The organism is Limnohabitans sp. MORI2, assembly GCF_027925025.1.
In the GTDB taxonomy this organism is placed as follows: Bacteria; Pseudomonadota; Gammaproteobacteria; order Burkholderiales; family Burkholderiaceae_C; genus Limnohabitans.
Genome location: NZ_AP027058.1, coordinates 2,316,924 through 2,336,666 on the forward strand (window position 1 = coordinate 2,316,924; position 19,743 = coordinate 2,336,666).

A 19,743-nucleotide genomic window follows, 5' to 3' on the forward strand; every position below is an offset into this window, starting at 1 on the left:
ATATTTGTCCTTTTCTTAGCTGCGTGGCTTACTTAGCGGCGACGGCTTTTTTAGCCTTAGGTTCGGCTTTGGCCTTACCCGCTTTGGCAGCATTGATTTCACCCAACGCACGCTTGTATTCGTGCGGGAACACCTTGACGAACTTGGCGCGTGCAGCGTCCCAGTTGTCCAACAAGTCGCGGGCACGTTTAGAACCCGTCCAACGGTGGTGGTCTTCCAACAATTTCTTGAGTTGGGCTTCGTCGGTTTGGTCACGGTGCCAAATGTCGCGCGACACCGAGGCTTCTTGCTCGGCCGCTGTCAACACTTTGTCCATGGCGACCATGGCGGTGTTGCAACGCTTGGCGAACTGGCCGTCTTCGTCGTACACATAAGCCACACCACCGCTCATACCAGCGGCGAAGTTGCGACCGGTTTTACCCAACACAGCCACCGTACCACCGGTCATGTATTCACAACCGTGATCGCCTGTGCCTTCAACCACGGCCGTCGCGCCAGACAGACGCACCGCAAAACGCTCGCCAGCCACGCCAGCGAAGAAAGCTTCACCACGTGTGGCACCAATCATCACGGTGTTGCCCACGATGATGTTGTTGATGGCTTCGCCGCGGAAGTCGATGCTGGGGCGCACCACCACGCGGCCACCCGACAGACCTTTGCCGGTGTAGTCGTTGGCTTCGCCGATCAAATACAAGGTGATGCCGTTGCACAAGAATGCGCCGAACGATTGACCGCCCGTGCCTTCGAGTTGAATGCGGATGGTGTCATCGGGCAAACCTTCAGGATGCACTTTGGTCACAGCACCCGACAACATGGCACCGACGGAGCGGTTCACGTTGCGTGCAGTTTCCATGAACTGCACCTTCTCGCCACGCTCGATGGCGGGCTTGGATTTCTCGATGAGTTTTTGGTCGAGTGCTTTTTCCAAACCGTGGTCTTGGCTGGCCACGTGCAAACGAGGCACATCGGCGGCCACTTGGGGCACGGCCAACAAACGGCTGAAGTCGAGGCCACGGGCTTTCCAGTGCTCGACGCCAGCACGCATGTCGAGTAGGTCTGCGCGACCCACCATGTCGTCAAATTTACGGATACCCAACTGGGCCATGATCTGACGCACTTCTTCAGCGATGAAGAAGAAGTAGTTGACCACGTGCTCGGGCTTGCCTGTGAACTTCTTGCGCAGCTCAGGGTCTTGAGTGGCCACACCCACGGGGCAGGTGTTCAAGTGGCACTTGCGCATCATGATGCAACCCTCAACCACCAGCGGTGCGGTGGCGAAGCCGAATTCATCGGCACCGAGCAAAGCACCCACCGCCACGTCGCGTCCTGTTTTCATTTGGCCGTCGGCTTGCACGCGGATACGACCGCGCAAACCGTTCAACACCAAAGTTTGTTGGGTTTCGGCCAAACCGATTTCCCAAGGCGAACCGGCGTGTTTGATGGACGACCAAGGCGATGCACCGGTGCCGCCGTCAAAACCAGCGATCACCACGTGATCGGCCTTGCACTTGGCCACGCCTGCGGCGATGGTGCCCACACCAATTTCAGACACGAGCTTGACGCTGATGTCCGCGTGCGGCGCCACGTTCTTCAAATCGTGGATCAGCTGAGCCAAATCTTCGATGGAGTAAATGTCGTGATGAGGTGGGGGCGAAATCAAACCCACGCCTGGCACGCTGTAACGCAGCTTGCCGATGTACTCAGACACTTTCGAGCCTGGCAACTGACCGCCTTCACCAGGCTTAGCACCTTGTGCCATCTTGATCTGAATCTGGTCAGACGAAGACAGGTATTCAGCGGTCACACCAAAGCGGCCAGAGGCCACTTGCTTGATGCGTGAGCGCAGGCTGTCACCAGCTTGCAAAGGCATGTCCACTTCGACCACATCTGCGCCAATGACGCTCTTCAAAGTTTCACCCTGTTTGATTGGGATGCCTTTGAGCTCATTGCGGTAACGCGCTGGGTCTTCACCACCCTCACCCGTGTTGGACTTGCCGCCAATGCGGTTCATGGCCACGGCCAAGGTGGCGTGGGCTTCGGTGGAGATAGAACCCAACGACATCGCACCCGTTGCAAAGCGCTTGACGATTTCAGAAGCAGGTTCCACTTCGTCCACCGAGATGGCCTTAGATGGATCGATCTTGAACTCGAACAAACCGCGCAAGGTCAGGTGACGCTTGTTTTGGTCGTTGATGATCTGGGCGTACTCTTTGTACGTGTTGAAGTTGCCAGCGCGTGTGCTGTGTTGCAACTTGGCAATCGCGTCAGGCGTCCACATGTGCTCTTCGCCACGGGCACGCCAGGCGTATTCACCACCGGCGTCGAGCATGTTGGCCAACACAGGGTCGTCACCAAATGCGGCCTTGTGCATGCGAATGGCCTCTTCGGCCATTTCAAAAATGCCGATACCTTCGACACGGCTCGGTGTGCCGGTGAAATACTTTTGCACGGTTTCGCTGTTGATACCGATGGCTTCAAACAACTGCGCACCACAGTAAGACATGTAGGTCGACACGCCCATCTTGGACATGATTTTCGACAGGCCTTTGCCGATGGCTTTGATGTAGTTGTAAATCGCTTTCTCGGTCGACAAATCAGCTGGCAAATCTTTGTGCAAGTTCGCCAGTGTTTCCAACGCGAGGTAGGGGTGCACGGCTTCTGCGCCGTAGCCTGCCAACACGGCGAAGTGATGCACTTCGCGAGCGCTGCCAGTTTCCACCACCAAACCAGCGGTGGTGCGCAAGCCTTCACGCACCAAGTGTTGGTGGATCGCGGACAAAGCCAACACAGCGGGGATCGCCACTTGTGTGGGGCTCACAGCACGGTCGCTGATGATGAGGATGTTGTGACCGCCTTTGATAGCGTCCACGGCTTCAGCGCACAACGACGCCAACTTGGCTTCCACGCCGTCGTGGCCCCAAGCCAAGGGGTAAGTCATGTCGAGCGTGGCGCTCTTGAACTTGCCGTGTGTGTGCGCTTCGATGTCACGCAACTTGGCCATGTCGGCGAAATCGAGCACAGGCTGGCTCACTTCCAAACGCATGGGTGGGTTGACTTGGTTGATGTCGAGCAAGTTGGGCTTAGGGCCCACGAACGACACCAGCGACATCACGATGGCTTCACGGATCGGGTCGATCGGAGGGTTGGTCACTTGCGCAAACAACTGCTTGAAGTAGTTGTACAGCGGTTTGTTTTTGCTAGACAACACAGCCAAGGGGCTGTCGTTGCCCATCGAACCAATGCCCTCTTCTCCGTTGATGGCCATGGGGGCCATCAAGAACTTGACGTCTTCTTGGCTGTAGCCAAACGCTTGTTGACGGTCGAGCAAAGAGACTTCGTTGGATTGAGCCACTTCGCCTTCATGGCCTTTGACGTCATCGAGCTTGATGCGGACGTTTTCGATCCATTGCTTGTAAGGCTTGGTGTTGGTCATGCCAGCCTTGAGCTCTTCGTCGTCGATCATGCGACCTTGTTCGAGGTCGATCAAGAACATCTTGCCGGGCTGCAGACGCCACTTGCGAACGATCTTGCTCTCAGGCACGGGCAACACGCCCGACTCGGAGCCCATGATGACCATGTCGTCATCGGTGATGCAGTAGCGTGAAGGGCGCAAACCGTTGCGGTCCAGCGTCGCGCCGATTTGACGACCATCAGTGAACACGATGGACGCAGGGCCGTCCCATGGCTCCAACATCGCGGCGTGGTATTCGTAAAACGCTTTGCGGCGTTCGTCCATGGTGGTGTGTTGTTCCCATGGCTCGGGGATCATCATCATCACGGCTTGGCTGATGGGGTAACCGGCCATCGTCATCAGTTCGAGGCAGTTGTCGAACGTAGCCGTGTCAGACTGATCAGGGAAGCTGATGGGGTAGAGCTTGTGCAAGTCGTCGCCCAACACGGGTGAAGACATCACGCCTTCGCGGGCCTTCATCCAGTTGTAGTTGCCTTTGACGGTGTTGATCTCACCGTTGTGCGCCACATAGCGGTAAGGGTGAGCCAAAGGCCACTCGGGGAATGTGTTGGTAGAGAAACGTTGATGCACCAAGCCGAGAGCAGACACGCAGCGTTCGTCTTGCAAGTCGAGGTAATAGGTACCCACTTGATCGGCTAGCAACAAGCCTTTGTAAATGATGGTGCGGCTTGACATGCTCGGCACGTAATACTCTTTGCCGTGCTTCAAGTTCAAGTGCTGAATCGCGGCGCTGGCTGTTTTGCGGATGACATACAGCTTGCGCTCGAGCGCGTCTTGCACGATCACGTCATTGCCACGACCAATGAAGATTTGACGGATGACCGGCTCTTTTTCACGCACGCGGGGCGACATAGGCATGTCGAGGTTGACCGGCACATCGCGCCAGCCCAAGAACACTTGGCCTTCGGCTTGCACCGCGCGTTCCAACTCTTGCTCGCATGCCATGCGAGAGGCGTGTTCTTTGGGCAAGAACACCATACCCACACCGTACTCACCTTGCGGGGGCAAGGTCACGCCCTGCTTGGCCATTTCTTCGCGGTACAGCGCGTCGGGCAATTGAATCAAGATACCTGCGCCGTCACCCATCAATGGGTCAGCACCGACCGCGCCACGGTGGTCGAGGTTTTCCAAAATTTTGAGCGCCTGCCCCACGATGGCATGGCTCTTTTGACCTTTGATGTGGGCCACAAAGCCCACGCCACAGGCGTCGTGTTCGTTAGAAGGGTCGTACAAACCCTGAGATTGCAAATGTGCTTTATCGGCAGCCGTGGTCATGGCGCATTCCTCAAAAATTCAGCGGGACAAAGAGAATACTGCATTGCAGCATTTATGCCAAGCAAATTAATTGGGGTCAGAACCCAATTAATTAAGTTTCAATTTTGGCAATTATTTAATTGGGGACAGGTTTATTAACCTTGTTGAAAGGCCGTCCAGCCTTGGTTTTGGTCAAGCGCCGTTCGGTTTGCATCTGCAAATCGGCCACAAAACGCTCATCGCCCAGCGCCCAACCGCTGAGCGTCGCGTCAGTCAATGCACCCTGCTGGTCCGCACTGATGCCTGCGTGCACCAATTCGGCGTATGCCGCCTCACGCGCAAAGGGCGTATTGCCCAAGGCCCAGTACAAAGCGTGCGGGGTAATTAGCCGATCAGTGCGATGCCCCGCGTAATGTCCGTAACTAGACCACGCGTAATCCTCAGGCCGCGCCACCATGTGCGCGCGCACGGGGTTGAGGTCGATGTAGGCCATGCAGGCCAACAAGTAACGGTCGGTTTGAATGAGCGTCGATCGATAGCGCCCTTCCCACAACGTGCCAGTGCGTGCGTGCACTTTGTTGAACACCTGCACGTAGCTGCGACCCACGGCTTGCATCATTTTGGGCAGCCCCTGGTCCTCTTGCGGTGTAAGCAGCAAATGCAGATGGTTGCCCATCAACACATAGGCATGAATGTCGACCTTGTGCGCACGGCTGTGCTCGAACAGCAAATCGAGCATGCGTTGGTAATCCGCGGTGCTGCGAAAAATGTCTTGTCGGTTGTTACCCCGCAGGATGACGTGGTGCGGGTAACCGGTGATGGTGAGACGAGGTAGGCGGGCCATCTTCCGATGGTAATTCGAACCTGACCCCGATTAATTAAGCGACGACTTTGAACCGCATCGAAGCCAACTCTTGCAAACCGAACTCTTCGAGCAAAGCGGTCAAGCGTTCCGATGCACTGCGCTTTTTCTGCCCCGTGTACTTGGCCAAGATGAGTTCGTTTTTCATGCTGTGCTCCCAGCCCACCAGCTCGGTCACAGTCACTTGGTAGCCCATCGCTTCTAGGTACAAACAACGCAGCACGTTGGTGAGCTGACTGCCCATCTCACGCGTGTGCAGCGGGTGACGCCACAACTCGGCCAACGGTGTGCGCTGCAAGTTGAGCGCTTTGTTTTTGTTTAACGCACGCGCCAGCTCAGCTTGGCAGCAAGGCACGAGCACCATGTATTTGGCTTTCTTTTGCAAGCCAAATGCAATCGCGTCGTCGGTGGCGGTGTCGCACGCATGTAGCGCTGTGACCACATCTATCTGGTCGGGCAAAGCATCGCTGTGTGCGGACTCAGCCACGCTGAGGTTGAGAAACTTCATGCGTTCGAACCCCAAGCGCTGCGCCAGTGCTTTGGACGAATCCACCAACTCACTGCGCGTTTCGATGCCGTAAATACTGCCGTTGCCCAAGCTCTTGAAAAACAAGTCGTAAATGATGAAACCCAAATACGACTTGCCCGCGCCGTGGTCAGCCAAGGTCGGGCCTTGTTCGCTGGCGGGCAGTTCTTTCAACAGTTTTTCGATGAACTGAAACAGGTGATACACCTGCTTGAGCTTGCGACGTGAATCTTGGTTGAGCTTGCCGTCGCGGGTGAGGATGTGCAGCTCCTTGAGGAGCTCAATGGATTGGCCGGGGCGCAGGTCGAGCTGAGAACGAGGGTCTTGAGACTTAGGTGCAGCAGCGGGTTTGTGTTTGGACATGGGCCAATTGTGCCGTGAGCGCCTGTTGCTCAGTAGCGGAGCATGTCAGCACAAGAGAAATATCCCGCAGCCAAGTGGCATAGCTGGTGCGCGATGCGGCGCCATCACGGCGCGCCAGCGACGTTAAGCCGCAGCGCGTACCGGCTGTGCCGCTTGGCGAAGCAAACGAACGAGCGAGCGAACGCCAACAGTTAAACAGCCATCAATCCCGAAGCCGCGCACGAATCCCCAACGCCTGCCACCCCGCATGCCCCAACCTATTGAGCACCTCAATGTTGCGTTCAAATATGAGCGACGCATCGGGATAAGCCTCCACCGCTTTGTCAATGCTGGCTTCGCGCAGCAAGTGCAGCGTGGGGTAAGGCGTGCGGTTGGTGAAGTTTTCGATATCGTCCACATCCGTGCCGCCAAATTGGTAGCGCGGGTGAAAGTCGGCTACTTGCAGCACGCCGTCTAACTCAAGCTCCATCAACACTTCATCGCAATCGGCCAAGAAATCGTTGAAGTCCAAGAAATCGGGCAAGGCATCGGGTGCAATCAGCAGCGTAGTGTCTAGCTTGTCTGGGTCGGCCTCGGCCAAGTGTTGCAACTCTTCGCGCAACATGGCCAGCACGTCGGCGGGCTCGGCGGATGCGCACACGCGGTAGCGCACCATGTCTTTGACCACCACCGATTTGGCGAAGGGGCACAGGTTGAGGCCCACCACGGCTTCGAGCAGCCACTTTTGTGTGTCTTCAATGACGAGGCGTTCTTGCTCAGGCGTGAGGGTGTGGGTCATGTATGTGCTTTCTTGCGCAAGGCGCAACCAATGAAATAAGCCAGCACTGCGCCAGCCAAACTGAGTGAGGCCGTCACCACCCACGTCCATTGCCAACCGCCTACGCTGACTGCCACCCACGCGACCAACGGCGGGCCAGCAAACTGGCCGAACGCCGACCATTGCTGCATATAGCCTACGGTGGTGGACAACGTGCCTTCACTCGGGGCCAAACGCATGGCGGACGCAAATAAAGTGCCGGGTATCAAACCGCCGACGGCTGAAAACATCACCACGCACGCAAAGCGCAAGGCGGTGGGCAAACCGCTGCCCTGCCATGTGGCGTAAGCCCCGACCGCACCCAAAGCCATGCAAGCGAAACCGATCCAAAGCAAGCGCTGCGCGGGCCAGCCACGTTGCAACAAACGACCAGACAGGACGTTGCCACTCACATTGGCCAGCGCCACACAAGCAGACAACACACCGGCCATGCCCGCTGTCAAACCTAGCTCGGCATAGACCGTCGGCAAAAAGCCCACCACGGCCAACCACTGCGAGGAATACACCGCAAAGGTGAGCGCCACCAACCAAGGACCAGCGCTTTTGAGCGTGAGCCCCAAACGCTTGGGCCACGCGTCATTCGCTGCTTGGGTGTGCTCAGATGCTGGCTGCACTTGAACTGGCGTGCTCGCTTGTGGCACGCACAACCACACCGCCACAAAAGCCAAAGCAGACACAACCCCTAGCAGCCACCACCACGCTGACCAATCAAAACCCGCAATCACCCAAGGACCAACTAACAACGCCAAGGCGCTGCCGGTCGGCATGTACGTGCCCCACCAGCCCATGCGCCCACTTAAGTGCGACGCATCCACAGTGCTGCGAATGAGCGCAGGCGCAGGCATGACGACCAATAAAAAGCCCAACCCTTCAAGCGCACGCAACATCAGCAAACCTTGCGCATCGGTCACAAAGCCACCACTGATGCTGGCGACTGACAACAGCGCCAAGCCCGTCAACATGCTGCGACGCAGGCCCAAACTGTCAGCACTCAGCCCCACCGCAAGGCCCAGCGTCATGCTGGCAATTTGCACGGCAGACAACAAGAACCCCGCTTGCACCAAGGTGATGTTGAGTGCGTCTTGCAGCACCGGCAAAGCGGGCGGCAGCTTGCCCACATGCAACGCGGCGCACACGCCTGCAAACACGATGACCCACGAGGGGTGGATGCCAAAGCGGTGCTTGCTCATGCTGAAAAAAATGCGGCTGGTTTTACGCCGTGAGTCGTGCATGCTCACGCGTGGCAAAACGGTCGGTCATGCCGGACAAGTAGTCGGCCACAGCACGCGGCACATCGCTGCGCTGGGCGTAAGCGGCGGGCATTTCTTGGGGATTGGCCATGTACACATCAAATAGGTCTTTGACCACAACACGCGCGCCTTCAGTGGTCTGCATGACCTGCGGGTGACGATACAAATTGCGGAACAGAAACGACTTGAGCGCTTTGGATTCTTCGTACATCGCCGCGCTGAACTGCACCAGTGCCGGACACTGACGCGCTTCGTCTGCGCTGGTGGGGGCGTGTTGCTGGAGTGCTGCCCGAGTGGCGTTGATCACGTCGTACACCTGATCGCTCAACATGCGGCGGATGGTTTCGTACAACACACGGCGGCCTTGCAACTGAGGGTACTCGGCCAAGGTGTGCGCGTGATAGCGCGCAAACAACGACACGTCTTGCATTTGCTCCAGCGTGAGCAAACCTGAGCGCACGCCGTCGTCAATGTCGTGCGCGTTGTAGGCAATGGCATCGGCCAAATTACAGAGCTGTGCTTCTAGGCTGGGCTGTGTGCCGTTCAAGAAACGAGCGGCAATGCCATTGGGCTCTTGCGCGTTGATGAGCTCGGCGTTGCGGCGTGCGCAATGTTTCAAGATGCCTTCGCGTGTCTCAAAGCTGAGGTTGAGGCCGTTGAACGCGGGGTAGCGTTCTTCCAATTCGTCCACCACGCGCAGGCTTTGCAGGTTGTGTTCGAAGCCGCCGTAGGGGGCCATGCATTCGTTCAGCGCGTCTTGACCGGCGTGGCCGAAAGGCGTGTGGCCTAGGTCGTGCGCCAAGGCGATGGCTTCGACCAAGTCTTCGTTCAAGTTCAACGCGCGGGCGATGGAGCGGCCCAGTTGCGCCACCTCTAACGAGTGCGTCATGCGCGTGCGAAACAAATCGCCTTCGTGGTTCAAGAAGACTTGAGTCTTGTAAACCAAGCGTCTGAAGGCTGTGGAATGAACGATGCGGTCGCGGTCGCGTTGATGCGGGTTGCGCATGCCCGAGGCGTGGGCGGGTAGTTGGGGCTCTGCGTGGCGGCGGCCGCGCGATTGGTCTGGGAGGCAGGCGTAGGGGGCGAGGTGGGTCATTGCTTTTTTTATCTGTGCTCGCTGGCGGCATGGGGGATGTGCCGCTTCTTCATGCTGGTCCAGGAATCATCAGCAGCACATCCCCCATACCGCCAGACTGCGTCGGGGCTTTGTTTCACTCGCCTAGCTTCGCCGCTCTTTTTTTTCACAGCAATCGTCAATGACTTGGGCCACCAAAGCATCCGGCGCGCCGCGCACGATGGCCGTGCCGGGCTTGTCGATGAGCACGAATTTGATTTCGCCAGCTTCTGCTTTTTTATCGACACGCATGTGGTGCAGGTACTCGTCTGCACCGAGTTTGGGGCCGACGATGGGCAAGCCCGCGCGGGCAATGAGTGCGGTAAAGCGCGACACAAACGACTCGTCCACCAAGCCCAAACGTTGCGACAGGTGCGAGGCCATGACCATGCCGCAGCCTACGGCTTCGCCGTGCAGCCATTCGCCAAAGCCCAAGCCGGCTTCGATGGCGTGGCCAAAGGTGTGACCGAAATTGAGGATGGCGCGGATGCCGCCTTCGCGTTCGTCTTGGCCCACGACCCAAGCTTTGATTTCGCAACTGCGCTTCACGGCATGCGCCAAGGCCTTCGGGTCACGCGCAAGGAGTGCGTCAAGGTTGGCATCAATCCAATCGAGAAACTGCATGTCAGCGATGGGGCCGTATTTGATGACCTCAGCCAAGCCCGCGCTCATCTCGCGCTGGGGCAAGGTTTGCAAGGTATCAAGGTCGCACACCACGCGTTGCGGTTGATAGAACGCGCCAATCATGTTTTTGCCGATGGGGTGATTAATGGCGGTCTTGCCGCCCACCGATGAATCGACTTGCGCCAGCAAGGTGGTAGGCACTTGCACAAAGGGAACGCCGCGCATGTAGCACGCGGCAGCAAAGCCGGTCATATCGCCTACCACGCCGCCACCCAAAGCGAACAACACGGTTTTGCGGTCGGCGCCTTTGCCCAGTAGTTCGTCAAAAATCAAGTTCAGCGTTTGCCAATCTTTGTGGCTCTCACCGTCGGGCAAGGCCACGGTGTGCACGTGTTTGTAAAGGGGCGCAAGTGCAGCTCGCAAACGCTCGGCATAGATGGGGCCCACGGTGTCGTTGGTGACGATGAGTGCGGCCGAGGCCTTGGGTAAATCGGCCCATGTGCTGGCGGTATTGAGCAGCTGCTCGCCAATGAAAATGTTGTAGCTACGGTCGCCCAAGTCAATGGCAACGCGTTCAAGGTGTGGTGTGTTCGACATGGCTCAAATTCGGTGTGGGGGCGACACGCGTGGGCGGTCGGCAGGCGCGGGGGGCGAGACGGGTTTGATGTGGCCAGCCAATTCGAGCTGCGACACGATCATGTTGACCAAGCCCGCCACATTGGGGCGGCCTGTTTCGATGACGTAGTGCGCGGTTTCGCGGTACAGCGGGTCACGCACGTCGAGGAGTTCGCGCAAACGCGCTTGCGGGTCGGCCACTTGCAGCAAGGGGCGGTTTTGGTCGTTGCGCAAACGGCGAAACACCTCTTCAGGACTGGAGCGCAAATAAAACACGTGACCGTGTTCGCGCAAGCGTTCGCGATTGATGGGTCGCAGCACAGAGCCGCCGCCTGTGGACAAGACGCCGTGGTGGTTGTGACACAAATCGGCGAGCACTTCGGATTCGAGATCGCGAAAGCGGTCTTCCCCTTCGCGTTCGAAATATTCGCGGACCGAGCAACCCAAGCGGTTCTCAATCGCGTGATCCGAATCAACAAAGGGGAGGTGAAGACGTCGAGCGAGTTGACGCCCAACGGTCGTTTTGCCGGAACCCGGCAGACCCACCAAAACCAACAACATATGCTTTCTTAACGTGCAACGGCACTGTGATCAAGCATTTTAGGCGTTATGAAGACCAGCAACTCTTGCTTGGCTTGGGCGGTGCGGCGGTTTTTGAACAAATAGCCCAGCACAGGGATGTCGCCCAAGAGCGGCACTTTGTACTCGTCCTCTTGCTCGCTGGTCTCGTAAATGCCACCGATCATGACCGTGCCGCCGTTTTCCACCAGGACTTGGGTCTTGACGTGCTTGGTGTCGATGGCAAAACCGGCGGGGGTGATTTGGCCCACGTTGTCTTTGGAAATATCAAGGTCCAACACGATGCCGCCCTCGGGCGTGATTTGCGGTGTGACTTCGAGCTTGAGATTGGCCTTGCGAAACGCCAAGGTGGATGCACCGCTGGCTGCCGCCACTTGGTACGGAAGCTCTGTGCCTTGCTCAATCACGGCCTTGGCTTGGTCGGCTGTAACCACGCGGGGACTAGAGACCACCTTGCCTTTGCCATCGGCCTCTAATGCCGATAACTCAAGATTCAGAAAACGGTTTTTGGCTGAGTTGAAGATGGACACCGCAAAACTGGCGGATGCAAAACCGTTCAGACTGGCCGCAGGCAAGTTGACGAAGCTGCCGGAGGTGTCCAGCGCTTTGTCGGCGATGTTGAAGCTGGTGCCTTGCTGTGCCGTGGGGTTGGCATTGGCGATGACGTTGGTATTGGTCGGCCCCCACACGGTTTGCGAGCCACCCTGCCCCATGCCGCCCAAGCGCACACCCAGGGTTTGGCCAAATGTGTCGCTGGCTTGCACGATGCGCGCTTCGATCATCACTTGGCGCAAAGGGATGTCGATCTTGGCAATCATCTGCGCCACTTGGTCAAGGCGCTCGGCAATGTCGGTGACAAAGAGTTGGTTGGTACGCGACTCGGCCATGGCGCTGCCGCGTATGCTGAGAATGCGTGAGCCACCGCCCATCGAAGACAGGCTGAAGGGTGCGGTGCTTGCTGGCGAGGCGTAGCCTAGGCCTGCACTACCGAAACCACCCAAACCACCGTAAGCGCCAGCTCCTGCACCATAGCCACCCACCATGGGCATCGCAGGCAACACTGTGCCGCCTTGAATTTGTGTGAGCACATCCACCGCCTTGGCGTAGTTGAGCGCGAAGCCTCGCGTTTGCATGGGCTCTAGGTTTTGCGCAGCGAGTTTGCTTTCATATTCCAGCTTTTCTCGCGCCGCCACTTCGGCACGCGGAGCCACCCAAATGACATTGCCCTGCCTGCGCACGCTCAAGCCCTTGGCTTGCGCCATGATGTCCAGCACTTGATCCCATGGCACTTTGTGTAGTTTGAGAGTCAGCGAACCCGTGACACTGTCAGACGTGATGATGTTGAGCCCAGTGAAATCGGCAACGATTTGCAAGGCGGTGCGCACTTCGATGTTTTGAAAATTCATCGACATGGGCGCACCGGTGTAGGCGGGCTTGATTTCTTGGCTACTTAGTGGCGACATGACCACACTTAACAACCAAAGACAAATACACACAAGGCCACGACACGTTGCCGTCATATGCTGAGAAAGCATCAACAGCCCACGCACCAACCTACTGCTCATGGCGCAGCCTCATGCAATGGCAAACGCACCTCACGGGTGTGCCATTCACCCGAAGGGTTCAGCGCCAGTTCTTGCACAACCAAGTGATCGGGTTCAATCGCCAGCACTTTGCCAAAGTCCTGACCCAAGTGTTGCCCCACACGCACGCGATGCACGCTCATCATGGGCACCTCTTTTTTAACCCCTGTAGGTGGCAGCACTTTCACCAAGGCCTCCACCTCACCCCTTGATGCAATTTGCCCCACATACTGCAGACGATCGCGTGAAAAGGTTTCCAGTAAGTCACGAGGCCTGAGCAACTCAGGCGCAACCAAGCGGGCATAACTGGGGTGCTGCTCGGCGTGGGTGCGTTGGGCGTTCGTCCACGTTTGTGCATTGAACGGGTCGTTAGAAGCCAAATCATCTAAATTCACACTCGAGAGTTCAAACGCAGCGTCCGCTGCAGTTGACTGCGGCGCAACTGCCAACACTTGCGCAGAAATGCCACCTCGCGGGTCCGCCTTGAGTTCAAGCGAAGACACGGTCACACCAGGCGCCGATATGGGCCACTGGGACAACCAATTGAGCCAACCCTCCCACGAGCCCTGCACATTCAGGTGCACCGGCAATTGCTGCATGTGTAAGGCCGCCATTGCTGGACTGTGTTGCGGTTTGTCTAAACCGACATGGGAAAACTGCAAGCCCTGCTGTTGCGCCAAGTGACTCAGCGTGGATGGGTCGACAAAGGCGATTTGCGGCTGACTGGACGTTTGCAACAGCTGTGCAGTCTGTGCGCGCAACGCTTGCGTAGAAGCTTGTTGCGCCACCAAATCAGCCTTGGCCTGGCTCGCGTCATCCCAAGACTGCCAGCTATGTAGCCACCACGGGGTGAGCAGCAGCGCCCCCAAAACACCCGCACCGACAAACAAAGCGTATTGATACGCACGAGGCCAGCGCCAAGGTTGGCGCAAATCCAACTGTGCAAGAGCGATATTCAAACCTTTCATCACACCCCCACTTTCAAATCAGCTTCGATGCGAAATTGCCAGACAGGCAGACCCGTGGTCGACAGCGCAGGTATGACTTGTAACTGCGGCAACTCTGGGGCTCGCGCCCAAATATCAAGCACTTTGAGTTGCTGCACCAATTGCTGTGCATGCTTAGACGACAAGGCTTCACCTTGCACCGTCCAACGTGTGCCTTGTTGTTTAACGCTGGCCACCCACACGCCATGCGCCGCATGGCTGAGCACACGGCTCCATTGCAAACTTTGAGATTGCAACTCTTGGCGAGCCTTGAGCCACCTCACCTGCTCTGCGTAGCGGTCTTGCTGTGCTTTGGCCTGCATGTGCGCTTTTTGTGCGTCCTCAAAGGCGCGCGCGGAAACCCTCACATCTGTCATCGACGGCTGTTTGTTGTCAGCGGCAGACGTCATGACGATGGCAAAGCCAGCCGCCAAAAATGCACCACCCATGGCGCACACCGCCACCCCCAACAACCAGGCTCGGCGCAACACATGCTGCGTGTTTTCGCGATGAGGCAAAAAATTAGTGCCCTCATCGTGCCAAGCACGCAAGGCCAAGCCAAACGCTTCGTCACACTGCAATGCCAACGCCGCACTGGCTTGGGGCAAGTGCCCCACCAAAGCATGACTTTGTTCCGTCCGTTGTGCGGCATCGTGGCGGGGCTCCACCACTGCTGCTTTCAACCCTGCATGGTGCGCCACGCGCTGCAAAGCCTCCACACGCAAGCGTGGCGCAGCTTGCACCAAATAGCGCTGCTCGCCCGCAGGCGAGGCTTCTGTGTCCAAGCTGTAATCGATGCACATCTCAGGCGCGTGATCGGGCAAGACCGATTGCACATCGGCTTGCAACTGAAACGCCACATCGTCTGGTGACAAACCTGCAGTCAAACTCACCAAGTGGTTAGACACGCAAGCACTGTCCAAACTCAAATAGGCCAACTCGGGCTGGTAGTCCCCTGCCTCTAAATAAGCGCGCAACCACTGGCCCAACACCACCGACTGCAACACCTCGCCGTCAGTGACCAACCCGTCTGGAAGCTCTAAACGCTCTGCGCAACACACCCCATCAGGCTGGCTTGGCGAGCCGCTGAGCACGACCAAACTACAAGCATCTGGCCCCACATCTAAACCCAACACGCTGAAGCGGCGCGGGCGTGAGCGGGGTAGCCATGAAGTCCAACGCATGAGACATATCCTTTTGCAAATGGCCTAGATGCTTTGAATTTCAACCCGTTGACAGGCGCTTGCGGAGGTGTTTGACTCGAGACTTTTGTGATGAAAGCGTGTTTTTATAATCCTTCTCACTTATGGCGACAAACCACACCCCTGAAGGTTCGAAAGAACACACCGCAGAACCCGCTGCGCCCCGCTCTTTGCTGAGTCATGTCTTGCTCTGGACCTTTGGCATTGGGGCCGCTCTGGCCACGGTCGTGGGCTTGTTGGTGGCGGTGGCCTTGGCCATGGCTTATCCACAATTGCCGGACGTCTCAGACCTAGCCGACTATCGCCCCAAGCTCTCAATGCGCGTTTACTCGGTCGAGGGCACGCAGATTGGGGAGTTCGGTGAAGAGAAGCGCAACCTCACACCGTTCAAGGACATCCCCAAGGTGATGAAAGACGCGGTGCTGGCCATTGAAGACGCACGCTTTTACCAACACAGCGGTGTTGACTACATCGGCCTCATGCGTGCAGGCTTGGCCAACTTAGGCCGCGCCAAGAGCCAAGGCGCATCAACCATCACCATGCAGGTGGCGCGTAACGTGTACCTGTCCTCTGAGAAAACATTCACGCGCAAGATTTATGAAATCTTGCTGACCAGCAAGCTCGAGCACATGCTCACCAAAGATCAGATTTTTGAAATTTATCTGAATCAAATTTATTTGGGCAACCGCGCTTACGGCTTTGCAGCTGCGTCTGAGGCCTACTTTGGCAAACCCTTGAAAAACATCAGCATCGCCGAAGCAGCCATGTTGGCGGGTCTGCCTAAAGCGCCATCGGCCTACAACCCGATTGCCAACCCCAAACGCGCACGCGCACGTCAGCTCTACATCATTGAGCGCATGGAAGAAAACGGCTTCATCACGGCCGAGCAAGCCACAGCCGCTAAACAAGAAGAACTGAAGATTCGAAGCGCGACCAGCAGCTTTAACACGCACGCTGACTATGTGGCAGAAATGGCTCGTCAGCTGATGTTTGCGCAGTACGGTCCCGAAATCTACACACGCGGCTTGAACGTGTACACCACCATTCGCGCCAGCGACCAACAAGCGGCCTACTTTGCGCTGCGTCGTGGCATCATGGACTACGAGCGTCGCCAACACTACCGTGGCCCTGAACGCTTCATCAACTTACCCTCCAAGCCTGCTGAGCTGGAAGACGCGATTGACGACGCTCTGATTGAGCAAGGCGATAAGGGCGACTTGCTGGCAGCTGTGGTGTTGGAAGCCACCCCTAAGAAAGTGCGCGTGATGCGCCAAAACAGCGAAGTACTCGAAATCACAGGTGAAGGTTTGCAGCCTGTGCAATCGGGCTTGTCTGACAAAGCCGCGCCCAACATCAAGCTGCGTCCGGGCGCCCTGGTGCGCATCACCAAGACTGCCAAAGGCGGCTGGGAAATTACCCAACTGCCAGAAGTGGAAGGCGCGTTTGTGTCCATCGACCCACGCGACGGCGCCATTCACGCGCTGGTGGGCGGCTTTGATTTCAACAAAAACAAATTCAACCATGTGACCCAAGCGTGGCGTCAACCGGGTTCGAGCTTCAAGCCTTTCATTTATTCAGCCGCATTGGAAAAAGGCTTCACGCCCATGACCGTGGTGAACGATGCGCCCTTGTTCTTTGATGCCAGCGTGACTGGCGGTCAGCCATGGGAACCCAAAAACTACGACGGCACGTTTGAAGGCCCTATGACTTTGCGCAAAGGCTTGGCCAAATCGAAAAACATGATTTCGATTCGCGTGCTGCAATCGGTGGGTGCCCAAAACGCACAGGACTGGATTGCCCAGTTTGGCTTTGACGCCGAAAAACACCCGCCCTACCTGACCATGGCCTTGGGTGCTGGCTCGGTCACGCCAATGCAAATGGCCGCTGGCTATTCGGTGTTTGCCAACGGCGGCTACCGTGTGAACCCCTATCTCATCACCAAGGTGACCGACCAAATGGGCAAGGTGTTGTCTGAATTCACACCGCCCCCCTTGGATGAATCAGCCCGTGCCATCGATGCACGCAATGCCTTTGTGATGACCAGCTTGCTGCAAGAAGTCACACGCTCAGGTACAGCCGCACGCGCGCAAGCCACCTTGAAGCGCAACGACATCTTCGGTAAAACAGGCACCACCAACGATTCGATGGATGCTTGGTTCGCGGGCTACCACCCCACCCTAACCGCCGTCACATGGATTGGTTACGACACGCCACGCAAACTGGGCGACCGTGAAACCGGTGGTGGTTTGAGCCTGCCTGTGTGGATCAGCTATATGCAACACGCTTTGCAAAATGTGCCTGTGGCAGAGCTGACACCGCCCGCTGGTCTGACCCACGAGGGTGGCGACTGGGCGTATACCGAGTTCAGCAAAGGCGGTGGCGTGAGCAGCCTAGGCATGGAGAGCCGATCTAGCAACAGCAACGAACCGCTGCCAGCGAACGACGAGAAGAAAAAGATTCTCGATTTGTTCAAAAACTAAAAAAGGGCGCTTCGGCGCCCTTTTTCATGCGTGCCATCAACTTACGCTTGAAAAAGCAACGCCTGTCCCGTCTGTGTGCTGGCATCTTGACTGAGGCGCTCAAAGAACTCGCCTTGACCTTTGGTATCCGCCCAATGTTGCCCGTCAAACTTGAAGTGGTAACCACCCGAACGCGCCGCCAACCACACCTCGTGTAAGGGCTTTTGCAAATTGATGATGATTTGGCTCTTGTTCTCAAATGTGAGCGTGATCATGCCGCCCACACGCTGGTTATCGATGTCGGCATCGCCCTCATCGTTGATGCGGTCACAAGCCAATTCAACGGCTTTGAGCAGAAGTTCTGCGCGGTCTAAGAATTCGAGATCGGTCATTACAATTTGCGCCATGGGTATTGAACAAAAGATTCTAGTCACGGGCAAAGGCCTACGCGTTGTTGTGGCCTCTGCATTGTGTGCATGTGCCGCCCTCACCGCGTGTGGCCAAAAGGGAAACCTTTACATGCCCAACGACCCCGAGTTCAGACAGCGTGCAACCCTGCCTGAGATTGTGCGCCGTCAATTACCGGGCAACACGGCAACACCTGCCAAGCCCCCTGCATCCGCACCATCCAACACAACGCCACCTGCCAGTGCAGCCTCTGCGGCGGGTCGTTAATTTTCTAAGAGCCATCAGATGACACACACCACGCTTGCCGGTGCGCCTTTTGTGGCCACCCAACACAACGATTTGTATTTGGAAGGCGTCAAACTCGCCGACCTTGCACACGCCCACGGTACGCCTTTGTTTGTGTATTCCAAAGCCGCGATGCTCAGCGCGCTCGCAGCGTACCAACGCGGCTTTGCAGGCCGCAATGCCCGCATTTGCTACGCCATGAAGGCCAACTCATCCCTCGCTGTGTTGCAAGTGTTTGCGCAAGCGGGTTGCGGCTTTGACATCGTCTCTGGCGGTGAGCTTGACCGCGTCATCGCAGCCGGAGGCGACGCCTCCAAAGTGATCTTTTCTGGCGTAGGCAAAACACGCGCCGAAATGCGCAAAGCCTTGGAAGTGGGCATTGCCTGCTTCAATGTGGAGAGCGAAGCCGAGCTCGAAGTGTTGAGCGATGTGGCCCACAGCATGGGCAAGCGTGCGCCCGTGAGCATTCGCGTCAACCCCAACGTCGACGCCAAAACCCACCCCTACATTTCCACCGGCCTCAAAGGCAACAAGTTTGGCGTGGCGCATGAACGTGCTTTGGCCACGTACCAACGTGCCGCCAGTCTGCCCGGCTTGCAAGTGACGGGCATCGATTGCCACATCGGCTCGCAAATCACAGAGAGCACACCTTACCTCGACGCGATGGACCGCGTGTTGGATTTGGTCGATGCCATTGAAGCAGCAGGCATTGCCATTCACCACATCGACTTTGGCGGCGGCCTAGGCATCAACTACAACGGCGACACACCGCCCGCTGCAGATGAACTGTGGGCACAACTGTTGGCCAAACTCGACGCGCGCGGCTACGGCCAGCGCCAGCTGATGATTGAACCCGGTCGCTCACTCGTGGGCAACGCGGGTGTGTGCTTGACCGAGGTGCAGTACATCAAACCTGGCGAGCAAAAGAACTTTTGCATCGTCGATGCTGCGATGAACGATTTGCCTCGCCCCGCAATGTACGAAGCCTTCCACCAAATCGTGCCAGTGTCGGCGCGCACAGGCGAAGCGGTGACGTATGACGTGGTGGGCCCCGTGTGTGAGAGCGGCGACTGGCTGGGCCGTGACCGTCAGCTCACCGTGCAAGCAGGTGACTTGCTGGCCGTGTTGTCGACCGGTGCGTATTGCATGGCGATGTCTAGCAACTACAACACGCGTGGTCGTGCGGCTGAGATTTTGGTGGATGGCACAAAGGCACATGTGATTCGTCGTCGTGAGACGGTGGAAGATCAGATGGCTTGTGAAGCTTTGGTTCGCTGATTCTTTCTTTTCATCACTTTCGAAGCGAGTCCTTATGTGGCTCGCTTTTTCTTTTGCTGCTGGTGT

General features: G+C 57.2%; 15 protein-coding genes and 1 pseudogene. 4 read left to right on the plus strand and 12 right to left on the minus strand.

Annotated features, from left to right (window positions below; genetic code table 11):
- Positions 1–28: 28 nt before the first annotated feature.
- The 11 genes from QMG27_RS11135 to pilM form a co-directional block, all read right to left on the minus strand.
- Positions 29–4,747 carry a glutamate synthase-related protein gene (locus QMG27_RS11135; RefSeq protein ID WP_281811327.1) on the minus strand — a complete coding sequence of 1,573 codons (4,719 nt, stop codon included), beginning with the start codon at positions 4,745–4,747 and terminating at the stop codon, positions 29–31.
- Positions 4,748–4,862: 115 nt separating this feature from the next.
- The gene (locus tag QMG27_RS11140; protein ID WP_281811329.1) at positions 4,863–5,570 is read right to left on the minus strand and encodes a transposase; all 708 of its coding nucleotides are present in this window, start codon (positions 5,568–5,570) and stop codon (positions 4,863–4,865) included.
- Positions 5,571–5,604: 34 nt separating this feature from the next.
- The gene (locus QMG27_RS11145) at positions 5,605–6,477 is read right to left on the minus strand and encodes an SAM-dependent methyltransferase (protein WP_281811331.1); all 873 of its coding nucleotides are present in this window, start codon (positions 6,475–6,477) and stop codon (positions 5,605–5,607) included.
- Positions 6,478–6,679: 202 nt separating this feature from the next.
- The gene (locus tag QMG27_RS11150; protein ID WP_281811333.1) at positions 6,680–7,255 is read right to left on the minus strand and encodes a DUF1415 domain-containing protein; all 576 of its coding nucleotides are present in this window, start codon (positions 7,253–7,255) and stop codon (positions 6,680–6,682) included.
- Complete coding sequence (locus QMG27_RS11155; protein ID WP_281811335.1) at positions 7,252–8,484, minus strand: MFS transporter; 1,233 nt, start codon at positions 8,482–8,484, stop codon at positions 7,252–7,254. Before QMG27_RS11155 ends, QMG27_RS11150 begins: the two co-directional genes overlap by 4 nt.
- A gap of 22 nt (positions 8,485–8,506) precedes the next feature.
- Positions 8,507–9,640, minus strand: coding sequence for a deoxyguanosinetriphosphate triphosphohydrolase (locus tag QMG27_RS11160; RefSeq protein ID WP_281811337.1), 1,134 nt, complete (start codon positions 9,638–9,640; stop codon positions 8,507–8,509).
- A gap of 123 nt (positions 9,641–9,763) precedes the next feature.
- Complete coding sequence (gene aroB / locus QMG27_RS11165) at positions 9,764–10,879, minus strand: 3-dehydroquinate synthase (RefSeq protein WP_281811339.1); 1,116 nt, start codon at positions 10,877–10,879, stop codon at positions 9,764–9,766.
- A 3-nt stretch (positions 10,880–10,882) separates the two neighbouring features.
- Entirely contained in the window at positions 10,883–11,458 is a 576-nt protein-coding gene (locus QMG27_RS11170) for a shikimate kinase (RefSeq protein WP_108281743.1), read from the minus strand.
- Between the two features lie 8 nt (positions 11,459–11,466).
- Entirely contained in the window at positions 11,467–12,939 is a 1,473-nt protein-coding gene (pilQ, locus tag QMG27_RS11175; RefSeq protein ID WP_348773620.1) for a type IV pilus secretin PilQ, read from the minus strand.
- A gap of 98 nt (positions 12,940–13,037) precedes the next feature.
- A complete protein-coding gene (locus QMG27_RS11180; protein WP_281811343.1) occupies positions 13,038–14,027 on the minus strand; it encodes a pilus assembly protein PilP in 990 nt (329 codons plus the stop codon).
- Positions 14,027–15,229: a pilus assembly protein PilM gene (gene pilM / locus QMG27_RS11185; RefSeq protein WP_281811345.1), complete on the minus strand. Its 1,203-nt coding sequence runs from the start codon at positions 15,227–15,229 to the stop codon at positions 14,027–14,029. Before pilM ends, QMG27_RS11180 begins: the two co-directional genes overlap by 1 nt.
- 122 nt (positions 15,230–15,351) lie before the next feature.
- On the opposite strand from pilM, the gene QMG27_RS11190 reads away from it, so the two are divergent.
- Complete coding sequence (locus QMG27_RS11190; protein WP_281811347.1) at positions 15,352–17,727, plus strand: penicillin-binding protein 1A; 2,376 nt, start codon at positions 15,352–15,354, stop codon at positions 17,725–17,727.
- 41 nt (positions 17,728–17,768) lie between these two features.
- Here the strand turns inward: QMG27_RS11190 and cyaY are convergent, their stop codons facing one another.
- Entirely contained in the window at positions 17,769–18,098 is a 330-nt protein-coding gene (gene cyaY / locus QMG27_RS11195) for an iron donor protein CyaY (RefSeq protein ID WP_281814633.1), read from the minus strand.
- A gap of 13 nt (positions 18,099–18,111) precedes the next feature.
- On the opposite strand from cyaY, the pseudogene QMG27_RS11200 reads away from it, so the two are divergent.
- From QMG27_RS11200 to lysA, 3 genes and pseudogenes are all read left to right on the plus strand, one after another.
- A pseudogene (locus QMG27_RS11200) lies at positions 18,112–18,225 on the plus strand (lipoprotein); the annotation flags it as partial.
- Entirely contained in the window at positions 18,226–18,381 is a 156-nt protein-coding gene (locus QMG27_RS11205) for a hypothetical protein (RefSeq protein ID WP_281814711.1), read from the plus strand.
- Positions 18,382–18,399: 18 nt separating this feature from the next.
- Positions 18,400–19,677 carry a diaminopimelate decarboxylase gene (gene lysA, locus QMG27_RS11210; protein ID WP_281811349.1) on the plus strand — a complete coding sequence of 426 codons (1,278 nt, stop codon included), beginning with the start codon at positions 18,400–18,402 and terminating at the stop codon, positions 19,675–19,677.
- Positions 19,678–19,743 lie beyond the last annotated feature (66 nt).